We start from the raw sequence: 10,553 nt of genomic DNA on the forward strand, positions 1-10,553 counted from the left end.
TTCGCGGACAGATCGCCGCCGACCTCGTCGCCGGCTGAGCGGATCAGGACGCCGCATGGCCTCGATCAAGGCGCATGAGGCGGACCGCGCGCTCGCCCGGCTGGACCCCGCCTATCGCCTGGTGCTGATCTACGGTCCCGATGCCGGCCTCGTCCGCGAGCGTGCCGATGCGCTGATCGCGTCCGGCGTCGACGATCCCAACGATCCGTTCTCGCTGGTCAAGCTCGACGGTGACGAACTCTCCGCCGAGCCCTCGCGTCTCGTCGACGAGGCCATGACGGTGCCGCTGTTCGGCGGCCGCCGCGCCATTCGCGTTCGCGCCGGCTCGCGCAGCTTCGCCGGCGGAATCGAGACCCTGTCCGAGATGGACGTGCGGGATTGCCGCATCGTGATCGAAGCCGGCGAGCTGCGCCCGGAATCGCCGCTGCGCAAGGTCTGCGAGAAAGCCAAGACCGCCGTCGCGATCGGCTGCTATCCCGACACCGAGCGCGACCTCGCCAGGCTGATGGAGGAGGAGCTGCGCATCGCCAATCTGCGCATCGCGCAGGACGCCCGTGCAGCGCTGATGTCGTTCCTCGGTGGTGACCGCCAGGCCTCGCGCAACGAGCTGCGCAAGCTGACGCTGTATGCCCACGGCAAGGGCGAGGTCACCCTGGACGACGTCATGGCCGTGGTCGCCGATGCCTCGGAGCTCAAGCTCGATCCGATCGTGGACGGCGCCTTTGCCGGGCGACCCGACATCGTCGAGAGCGAATTCGCAAAGGCCATGATCGCCGGCACTTACCCCGGCGTGATTATCTCCGCCGCGCAGCGCCAGGCCGCGTGGCTGCACAAATCGGCGCTCGCGATCGCCGACGGCCAGCCTGCCTCCGCCGTGCTCGATGGCGGCTTTCCACGGCTGCATTTTTCCCGCAAGCCTGCTGTCGAGACCGCGCTGCGCAATTTCAGCCCGGCCCGGCTCGCCACCATCATCGAGCAGCTCGCAACAGCTGCGCTCGACACCCGCAAGCAATCGACGCTCGCCGCCGCCATCGCCCAGCGCACGCTGATGGCGATCGCGGCGAACGCGAAGCGGCGGGGGTAATTCAGCCCCTCGACTCTCTGCGCGTCATTGCGAGCGCACCTCTCTCCACCGTCATCGCGAGCGCCGCGAAGTATCAAACCCGTCATCCTGAGGCGCGAGGGCCGCGATGCAACGCATCGCGGCCGGAGCCTCGAAGGATGAAAGGCCGAGATGCAGCCGGGCCGTCGCCCTTCGAGGGCCGCTGAAGAAGCGGCCACCTCAGAGCCTGACCGAAAAAGGGTGAGCGGTTTTGGCGGGCTTGTGATTCCTTCGGATTTGCGAAGATTCGAGGGAGGACACCGTGCCGTGGACCAAAGCCGCTCGTCTCCAGTATCAGCGCAGTGGACTGCGTTACACAAGTGATCTGACTGACGCCGAATGGGCCTTGATCGCCCGGAAGATGCCGCCGCGACGGCGATTGGGCCGGCCGCGGAAGGTCGATCTGCGCGCAATCATGCAGGCGATCTTCTATGTTTTGTCGAGCGGCTGCCAATGGCGAGCCTTGCCGAAGGAGTTTCCGCCATACTCGACCGTGCAGGGCTACTTTTACGCCTGGCGCGACACGGGCAGATGGCAGGAGATCGTCGAAGCTTTGGTTCGGAAGGAGCGCCGGAGACTTGGACGAAAGCCCAAGCCGACCGCTGCTGTCATCGATAGCCAGACTGCTTCAACGACAGAGGCTGGCGGGCCTCGCGGATTTGACGCCGGCAAGCGCCTCCATGGCCGCAAACGCCATATCGTGACCGACACCAACGGTCTTCTGCTGGCTGCATATGTTCATCCCGCCAACATTCAGGATGTCCATGGTGCTGTTCCCTTGTTGAAGAGCTTGCGAGACCACTTTCCGAGACTAGAGCATGTCTTCGCCGACCGGATCTATCGCGGCAAACAACTCGTCAACGCGCTCTCAGACTGCGGCCCGTGGACGATCGAGATCGTGGAGCGGCCGCCCGGGGTTAAAGGCTTCCAGCTTCTACCAAGGCGCTGGGTTGTCGAGCGCACCTTCGCATGGCTCGGCCGATGTCGGCGCCTCTCCAAAGACTTCGAAGGCTCCGCTGCCACGGAACTTGCCTGGCTGCTCGCCGCCCATATCAGGCTGCTAACTCGTCGCCTGGCAAGACCCTAAAACGCATTTTGAGTCAGGCTCTCAGGGTGACGGACAGAGGGTTCATGCGTTCAAATAGCGCCCTTGGCGAGCCGCTTCATCACCTCGTCGAGCTGATCGAGGTTGCGGTAGTTGATCTGCACGGAGCCGCCGGGATCACGATGATTGACGGTGACCTTGAGACCCAGCGCGTCGCTGACGCGCTTTTCGAGGTCGATCGTATCGGGGTCCTTTTCCTTCGCGCCGGCGCGCGCCTTCTGCGGCTTGCGCTCGGGCACGCCTTCCTCGTGCGCCAGAGCCTCGGCCTGGCGGACGTTGAGGCCCTCCTCGACGATGCGCTTGGCCGCGGCGAGCGGATCGGGAACGCCGATCAGCGCGCGGGCATGGCCGGCCGTCAACTCACCGGTTGCGATGAAAGCCTGCACCTCGGCCGGCAGCTTCGTCAGCCGCATCATGTTGGCGACATGGCTGCGGCTCTTGCCGACGACTTTCGCAATCTCTTCCTGGCTGCGTTTGAACTCGTTGGCGAGCGCGTGGTAGCCTTGCGCCTCCTCCATCGGGTTGAGGTCCTCGCGCTGCACGTTCTCGACGATGGCGAATTCCAGCGCATCGCTGTCGCTGATGTCGACCGGGACGATGGGCACTTCGTGCAGGCCGGCCATCTGCGAGGCACGCCAGCGCCGCTCGCCGGCGATGATCTCGTAGCGGTCCTGCGCGCCCTTCACCGGACGCACCACGATCGGCTGGATCACGCCATGCTGCTTGATGGAGTCGCTGAGCTCCCTCAGCTCGGTGTCCGAAAAGGTGCGGCGCGGATTGCGCGGATTGGGCTTGATGAATTCGATCGGCACCTTGCGCTGCGCGCGCGGACGGTCGACATGCTGCGCCTCGCCGCCGACGTCGCCGATCAGACTTGCAAGACCCCGGCCCAGTCGCGAACGCGCTTCGTCGGCCATCGCCAGCTCCCTTGGATTCACGGTGCAGCACTCCAGAACTGAATTTCGAATCGTAGGGTGGGTTAGCGAAGCGTGCCCACCCGTTGCTCATGCGTGGAAGACGGTGGGCACGGCGAAGACGCCTTTGCCCACCCTACGGCATCGTCAATGCGTCGTGCGCAGCTCGCGCTCGCGCTGGATCACTTCGGTGGCGAGGCGCAAATACGCTTCGCTGCCGACGCATTTGAGGTCGTAGACCAGCACCGGCTTGCCGTAGGACGGCGCTTCCGAAATGCGCACGTTGCGCGGGATCATCGTCTTGTAGACCTTCTCGCCCATGAACTGGCGGACGTCGGCGACGACCTGGTTGGAGAGGTTGTTGCGCGAGTCGAACATGGTCAGCACGATGCCGTGGATCGACAGGTTCGGATTGAGCGTCGAACGCACCTGCTCCACAGTCTGCAGGAGTTGCGACAGACCTTCGAGCGCGAAGAACTCGCACTGCAGCGGCACCAAGATCGCGTCCGACGCAGCCATCGCGTTGACGGTGAGCAGGTTGAGCGAGGGCGGGCAGTCGATCAGCACATAGGTGTAGTCGGCGTCGGGCGAGACGTTGGTGTTGAGCGCGCCGATCGCGTCGCGCAACTTGAAGGCTCGGCCGGGCGTGGTTCCGAGCTCGAGCTCGAGGCCGGAGAGGTCCATGGTCGAGGGCGCGATGTGCAGGCGCGGCACGGCGGTCGAGACCACGGCCTCGCGCAAGGCCGCTTCGCCAACGAGCACGTCATAGGTCGAGCAGGATCGGTTGCGGCGGTCGATGCCAAGGCCGGTCGAGGCGTTGCCCTGCGGATCAAGATCGACGATCAGGACGCGCTCACCGATCGCCGCGAGCGCCGTACCGAGATTAATCGCTGTGGTTGTCTTGCCGACGCCGCCCTTCTGGTTGGCCAGCGCCAGGATGCGCGGGTGGCCGTGTGGGACCTCGGCTGGCTTTTCCTCGGCCGCCTGCTCTTGCTGCGGTTCGTCAATCACGCTCATCGCAATTCCCCAATCACCCCTGAACGCTCAGCTGTGCCGTTCGGCGGCATCCAGCTCTACGATCCAGCCGTCGCCCGTGCGGCTTTGGTGAAGCTGCGGCTGAATATTCCAATATTTAGCGGCTTCGGTCAATTCGGCCTCTACATCTTGACCCTTGAGGAACAACGCCTTTGCGCCCTGACGCATCAGCGGCTCCGCAAAGCCGATGAGTTGGTGTAGCGGAGCCAGTGCGCGCGCGGTGACGCAATCGACGGGGCCGGTGATTCTATCCACATTATCCCCGATCTCAGCTAGATGTACGACTCCCGGAGATGTGGTGACTCGGGTCGCTTCGCGCAAAAAAGCTGCCTTCTTGGCGATGCGCTCAACCAGATGGACGCTGGCACCCGGCGTCCCCGCCATGACGCAGGCCAGGACGACGCCGGGAAAGCCGCCACCGCTGCCGAGGTCGGCCCACCGTTTGGCGGATGGCGCGAGATCGACGAGCTGAAGCGAGTCGGCGATGTGCCGGGTCCAGAGCTGCGGCAGCGTCGAGGGCGCGATCAGATTGGTCTTGGCCTGCCACTCCCGCAGCAGCGCGATGTACCGATCGAGCCGCGCCTCCGTTTCATGTGAAACGGGAGCGAGCTTCAAGGCTGCGGCCTTATCGGCGGCGATGATGGCGTCGAGCGCCTGATCGTTGGCGCTGGCCTTGTCGATCTTCGGTCTGGCCGGCGCCGCGCTTGCTCCAGGCCCTGCGCCCTCTCCCGCTCCGGGTCGTCGCGATAGCGGTCTGTCCCCGCCGCGTCCGCGTTGTTTCACGTGAAACCTATGCGATAGCCTTGGATGATTTCCGCGCCTCGCGGCGGAGATAGGCCGCGAGAATGCCGAGCGCGGCCGGTGTCACGCCGTCGATCCGGCCGGCCTGGCCGAGAGTGAACGGCCGGGTCTTCTCCAGCTTGGCGCGGACCTCGTTGGAGAGCCCGGGGACGAGGCTGTAATCGACCTCCGACAGCACCATCCCCTCGTCACGCCGGAAGGCTTCGACGTCCGCGCTCTGGCGCTCCAGATAGACATCGTACTTGGCGTCGATCTCGAGATGGGTCGCAATGACCGGGTCGATGGCAGACAGCTCCGGCCAGATCGTGCGGACCTGGCTCCAGCCGATCTCGGGATAGGCCAGCAGCTCGAAGGCCGAGCGGCGCTGACCATCCCGGTTGAGGGAGAGCCCGTGCTTGATGGCCTCGTTCGGCGTGATGGTCAGCAACTTCGAGAGCGTCCGGGCCGCGTTCAGAGCTTCCATCTTGGCGCGATGGTGCTGCGTCCGGGCACGGCCGACACACCCCAAGGCGATACCCTTCTCGGTCAGGCGCTGGTCCGCATTGTCGGCCCTCAGCGTCAGTCGGTACTCCGCCCGGGAGGTGAACATCCGATAGGGTTCGCTGATCCCACGAGTGACGAGATCGTCGATCATCACGCCGAGATAGCCATCGGCACGGTCGAACACCGTCAACGCGGCGCCGCTGGCAGAGAGCGCAGCGTTCAGCCCGGCTACGATGCCCTGACCGGCCGCCTCTTCGTAACCGGTGGTGCCGTTGATCTGCCCGGCCAGGAACAGACCACGGAGGCGCTTGGTCTGCAGGGTCGGATCGAGCTCGCGGGGATCGATGTGGTCGTATTCGATGGCGTAGCCCGGGCGGACCATTTTCACCCGCTCCAGACCCGGGATGCTGGCGAGGATCGCGAGCTGGACCTCCTCGGGAAGCGAGGTCGAGATGCCGTTCGGATAGACCGTGCTGTCGTCGAGACCTTCCGGCTCCAGAAAGATCTGGTGGCCGTCGCGGTCGCCAAAGCGCACGATCTTGTCCTCGATCGAGGGGCAATATCGTGGGCCAGAGCTCTTGATCTGGCCGGAGTACATCGGGGACCGATGGACATTGGCCCGGATCACTTCATGGGTCGCGGCCGTGGTCCGGGTGATGCCGCACTGGATCTGGGGCGTCGTGATCCGCTCGGTCATCACCGAGAACGGCTCCGGCGGATCGTCTCCGGGCTGCATCTCGACCGCGGACCAGTCGATCGTGGTGCCGTCGAGGCGCGGCGGCGTACCGGTCTTGAGCCGTCCCAGGGTAAAGCCGGCGCGCTCGAAGGACATCGAAAGCCCCATTGCGGGGGCCTCTCCGACCCGCCCGGCCGGCCAGTTCTTCTCACCCAGATGGATCAGCCCGCGCAGGAAGGTGCCGGTGGTGACGACGACAGCCCCGGCCAGGAGCGTGCGGCCATCCGCCAAGCGCACTCCGGTCACCCGTCCCTCAACCACGATCAACTCGTCCGCCTCGCCCTCGATAACGGACAGACGCGCTGTTTCCCGGATCGCGGCCTGCATCGCCGTCGCATAGAGCTTCCGGTCGGCCTGGGCCCGGGGGCCACGGACCGCGGGGCCCTTGCGGCGATTGAGGACGCGAAACTGGATCCCGCCGGCATCGGCGACCCGGCCCATCAGACCATCGAGCGCATCGACCTCGCGGACGAGATGACCCTTGCCGAGCCCGCCGATGGCGGGATTGCAGGACATGGCGCCGATCGTGGAAAACCGGTGGGTGACCAAGGCGGTCGAGGTGCCCATTCGAGCGGAAGCAGCCGCGGCCTCACAGCCGGCGTGGCCGCCGCCAATCACGATGACGTCGAAGCTCTCTCGCTCTGTTCGCATGGGCGGACTTCTATCTCAGAGGCGGTGAGGCCGGAAGGGAAAACTAGGTGTGAGTGTTTCACGTGAAACCGAACGTGCACCCGAGAGTTCAATGCGATTCGCGAAAACAACCCCATGCACAGTAGGAGGGGTGTTGGAGAGACTGCGGTTTCACGTGAAACAAAACCCAGGGCATGACAGCGAACCGATCCTACGCCGCGAAGAGGGAGCGGGACATTGACCCTCGGATGCCCCTCGTGCCGAAGAACTCCAGAGCCCTTCACAGGGACTTCGGGTTCTACGATCGCCTCGCAATCATGAGATTGGGGGCGGCCGTCCTCACACCCGCTCTTCTGGGGAGCGAGATCGCGGACGGGGATAGTTTCATGAGGGGGTCTGTTTCACGTGAAACAGCTAGACAGATGGCGGAAGCACCGCATCAGTATTTCACGTGAAACAGAAGAAATGGAACAAATTCTAATTCTACAATGTAGAACTAGACCTACTTTCCAATGCAGAATTTCTGGAAGATGGCACCCAGGACGTCCTCGACGTCCACTCGGCCCAACAACCGGCCGAGGGCAAAAGCTGCGGCACGCAGCTCTTCGGCGGCCAACTCCTCACCGTCTTCTACAAGGTCCAGACTCCGGCGCAAGCTGTCTGAGGCCTGGGTCAACAAATCGCGCTGGCGCACGCGAGTCACCATGGCGCCCTCGGTGCTGGTTCCGAAGAAATCCGACGCGAATGCCACCAGCGCATCCACCAGCTCGGAGATGCCGTCACCCCGGCTCGCCGAGATCCCGAGCTCCCCCTTCGGTCTGACAGCCCCGGCCGCGCCGAGGTCGATCTTGTTGCGCACGATCCAAACCGACCCTTCGGATCCATCGCGGCTGGGGGATCTCCGAAGCGCCGGCATCGCATCGGGATCGACCGCCTGCGCGCCCTCGACCAGCCACAGCACCAGATCGGCGTCCTCGGCCCGCACGCGGGCCCGGCGCACGCCTTCCTGCTCCACGGGATCGTCAGTCTCCCGAATGCCCGCGGTATCGATCACGGTGACCGGATAGCCTTCGAGATCGAGCTGCACCTCGATCACATCGCGCGTGGTGCCGGCGTGCGGCGAGACGATGGCGACGTCGCGGTGCGCGAGCTGGTTGATCAGCGTCGACTTGCCGACATTCGGCTCGCCGGCGATAGCCACCACGAGACCGTCGCGCAGCCGTTCAGAATGTCCCTGTGCCGCAAGGACTTTTTGGATTTCCTCATACAGCGCCTTGATCGCCTTGACGGCCGGCGCCCTCAATTCAGCCGGCACGTCGCCTTCATCGGAGAAATCGATGCCGGCCTCGATCAATGCGGAAGCCTCGATGATGCGCTCGCGCCAATCGCGTGCGCGATCGCCGAGCAGCCCCTGCAACTGGCGCAGCGCCTGGCGGCGCTGTCGGTCGGTATCGGCGTGGATGAGATCGTCGAGACCCTCCGCTTCGGTGAGGTCGAGCTTGCCGTTCTCGAACGCCCGCCGCGTGAACTCGCCGGGCTCGGCTGGTCGCGTATTCGTAAAAGCCGAAATCGAGGTGAGGAGCGCGGCCAGCACGGCACGGCCGCCGTGAACGTGGAATTCGGCGATATCCTCGCCCGTGGCGCTGCCCGGTCCGGGAAACCAGAGCACGACGGCGTCGTCGATCGGTTGTCCCCGGGAATCGCGGAGCAGCCGGCGGCTCGCCTGCCGCGGCGCGGGCAGCTTGCCGGCGAGCGTCGTCAGCACCTGAGAGGCCTGAGAGCCCGAGACGCGGACCACCGCGATCGCGCTCGGCGCCCGGCCAGAGGACAGGGCAAATATAGTCTGGTCTCGCGGATGCATGGCTTATTTGTCCGGCTGCAGGCGAAAAGGCAACCATCCCACTCCGCCGCCCGGATTGGGGAAATACTGCACAAAACCCGCAGCACCACCCATGTTGCGCCGCAATAAATCCGCAGCATTATGCTGCAAACCTGCCTGCTGCACGATCGGCCAGCCAGCGATAAGTCAAAACTTATTCTGCGATATCAACAGCATACCGAGGCAACAGACCAAGCGGCAGGATCGGGTCCATGCTGCACGATCCCCGCAGCAAGACCGCAAAACAAAAGGGCGCCCGAAGGCGCCCCAACGTCTTTGCTGCACTGCACTCAGGTGTTCATGGAATCGAAGAACTCCGAATTGCTCTTGGTCGAACGCAGCTTGTCGAGCAGGAAGTCGATCGCGTCCATCGTACCCATCGGATTGAGGATGCGGCGGAGCACGTACATCTTCTTGAGCACCTGCGGATCGGTGATGAGCTCCTCCTTGCGGGTGCCGGAGCGCGAGATGTCGATCGCCGGGAAGGTCCGCTTGTCCGAGACCTTGCGGTCCAGGATCAGTTCCGAGTTACCGGTACCCTTGAACTCTTCGAAGATGACTTCGTCCATGCGGCTGCCGGTATCGACCAGCGCGGTCGCGATGATGGTCAGCGAGCCACCCTCCTCGATGTTGCGCGCGGCACCGAAGAAGCGCTTCGGGCGCTGCAGCGCGTTGGCATCGACACCGCCGGTCAGCACCTTGCCGGATGACGGCACCACGGTGTTGTAGGCGCGGCCGAGGCGGGTGATCGAATCGAGCAGGATGACGACGTCGCGGCCATGCTCCACGAGGCGCTTGGCTTTCTCGATCACCATTTCGGCGACCTGGACGTGACGCACCGCCGGCTCGTCGAAGGTCGAGGAAACCACCTCACCCTTCACCGAACGCTGCATGTCCGTGACTTCTTCCGGACGCTCGTCGATCAAGAGGACGATCAGATAGCATTCGGGATGATTGTGCGTGATCGAATGCGCGATGTTCTGCATCAAGACGGTCTTGCCGGTGCGCGGCGGCGCGACGATCAGCGCGCGCTGGCCCTTGCCGATAGGCGCGACGATGTCGATCACGCGTGCAGACAGGTCTTTCCGCGTGGGATCGTCGATCTCCATGCGGAAGCGCTGATTCGGAAACAGCGGCGTGAGGTTGTCGAAATTGACCTTGTGCTTGGCCTTTTCCGGGTCCTCGAAATTGAGGGTGTTGACCTTCAGCAGCGCGAAGTAGCGCTCGCCCTCCTTCGGGCTGCGGATGTGACCTTCGATCGTATCGCCGGTCCGCAGGCCAAAACGGCGGATCTGCGAGGGCGACACGTAGATGTCGTCCGGGCCCGGCAGATAATTCGCATCGGGCGAGCGGAGAAAGCCGAAGCCGTCGGAGAGAACTTCGACGACGCCCTGGCCGACAATATCGGTCTCGGCGAGCGCGAGCTGCTTGAGGATAGCGAACAGCAGCTCCTGCTTGCGCATGGTGCTGGCATTCTCGACCCCGTTCTCCTCCGCGAACGAGACGAGCTCGGCCGGCGTTTTGGACTTGAGGTCTTCGAGTTTAATTTCCCGCATTGGGGTGGTCCTGTGGGGTAACCTGAAAAGAGGGGGTGCGAGGAGGCTCTGAAATGCGGACGCGAGCAGGTGCAGGTAAGGTCCGCAGGTCTAGCAAGGTGAGTGCCGGTGAGGCTTCAAACCTGATGCGGTGTCCGGCCTCTGGAAAGCTCGGACACAACCACATCCGCCTGCGTTGGGTGGGATATCGACAATATAGAAAATCGCTCGCCGCTCCGCAAGCCGAAGCGCTGAGCCAATCGTCGCGCTGCCTGCCTAGAACGGCTTCACGATCACCAAAATGACGATCAAGATCATCAGGACAGTCGGCAC

The 10,553-nt window shown here is 64.1% G+C and carries 8 protein-coding genes; 2 read left to right on the forward strand and 6 right to left on the reverse strand.

What is annotated here, in order from left to right; all coding sequences use genetic code 11:
- The first annotated feature begins 55 nt into the window (after window positions 1-55).
- Window positions 56-1,084 (forward strand): DNA polymerase III subunit delta, encoded by a 1,029-nt coding sequence (gene holA, locus JHD07_RS19550; RefSeq protein ID WP_291624816.1) that lies wholly within the window; start codon window positions 56-58, stop codon window positions 1,082-1,084.
- 280 nt (window positions 1,085-1,364) lie between these two features.
- Window positions 1,365-2,189, forward strand: a complete 825-nt coding sequence (locus JHD07_RS19555; RefSeq protein WP_291624818.1) for an IS5 family transposase — start codon at window positions 1,365-1,367, stop codon at window positions 2,187-2,189.
- 50 nt (window positions 2,190-2,239) lie between these two features.
- Here JHD07_RS19555 and JHD07_RS19560 read toward each other — a convergent pair whose 3' ends face one another.
- The 6 genes from JHD07_RS19560 to rho all read right to left on the reverse strand — a co-directional run bounded on the left by JHD07_RS19560 (window position 2,240) and on the right by rho (window position 10,241).
- Window positions 2,240-3,124, reverse strand: a complete 885-nt coding sequence (locus tag JHD07_RS19560; protein ID WP_291624820.1) for a ParB/RepB/Spo0J family partition protein — start codon at window positions 3,122-3,124, stop codon at window positions 2,240-2,242.
- Between the two features lie 144 nt (window positions 3,125-3,268).
- Entirely contained in the window at window positions 3,269-4,138 is an 870-nt protein-coding gene (locus JHD07_RS19565) for a ParA family protein (RefSeq protein ID WP_291624822.1), read from the reverse strand.
- Between the two features lie 27 nt (window positions 4,139-4,165).
- Entirely contained in the window at window positions 4,166-4,837 is a 672-nt protein-coding gene (gene rsmG / locus JHD07_RS19570; protein WP_291624851.1) for a 16S rRNA (guanine(527)-N(7))-methyltransferase RsmG, read from the reverse strand.
- A 109-nt stretch (window positions 4,838-4,946) separates the two neighbouring features.
- The gene (gene mnmG, locus JHD07_RS19575; RefSeq protein ID WP_291624824.1) at window positions 4,947-6,827 is read right to left on the reverse strand and encodes a tRNA uridine-5-carboxymethylaminomethyl(34) synthesis enzyme MnmG; all 1,881 of its coding nucleotides are present in this window, start codon (window positions 6,825-6,827) and stop codon (window positions 4,947-4,949) included.
- A gap of 481 nt (window positions 6,828-7,308) precedes the next feature.
- Window positions 7,309-8,667, reverse strand: a complete 1,359-nt coding sequence (mnmE, locus tag JHD07_RS19580) for a tRNA uridine-5-carboxymethylaminomethyl(34) synthesis GTPase MnmE (protein ID WP_291624827.1) — start codon at window positions 8,665-8,667, stop codon at window positions 7,309-7,311.
- Window positions 8,668-8,975: 308 nt separating this feature from the next.
- Window positions 8,976-10,241, reverse strand: coding sequence for a transcription termination factor Rho (rho, locus tag JHD07_RS19585; protein ID WP_008133567.1), 1,266 nt, complete (start codon window positions 10,239-10,241; stop codon window positions 8,976-8,978).
- Window positions 10,242-10,553: the final 312 nt, after the last annotated feature.

Source organism: Bradyrhizobium sp. (assembly GCF_016462955.1).
Lineage (GTDB): Bacteria > Pseudomonadota > Alphaproteobacteria > Rhizobiales > Xanthobacteraceae > Bradyrhizobium.

Bases quoted from the DNA above. Each gene is read 5' to 3' on its own strand.
- holA (WP_291624816.1), top strand. From the start codon at position 56: ATGGCCTCGATCAAGGCGCATGAGGCGGACCGCGCGCTCGCCCGGCTG.
- JHD07_RS19560 (WP_291624820.1), bottom strand. From the start codon at position 3,124: ATGGCCGACGAAGCGCGTTCGCGACTGGGCCGGGGTCTTGCAAGTCTG.
- JHD07_RS19565 (WP_291624822.1), bottom strand. From the start codon at position 4,138: ATGAGCGTGATTGACGAACCGCAGCAAGAGCAGGCGGCCGAGGAAAAG.
- mnmG (WP_291624824.1), bottom strand. From the start codon at position 6,827: ATGCGAACAGAGCGAGAGAGCTTCGACGTCATCGTGATTGGCGGCGGC.
- mnmE (WP_291624827.1), bottom strand. From the start codon at position 8,667: ATGCATCCGCGAGACCAGACTATATTTGCCCTGTCCTCTGGCCGGGCG.
- rho (WP_008133567.1), bottom strand. From the start codon at position 10,241: ATGCGGGAAATTAAACTCGAAGACCTCAAGTCCAAAACGCCGGCCGAG.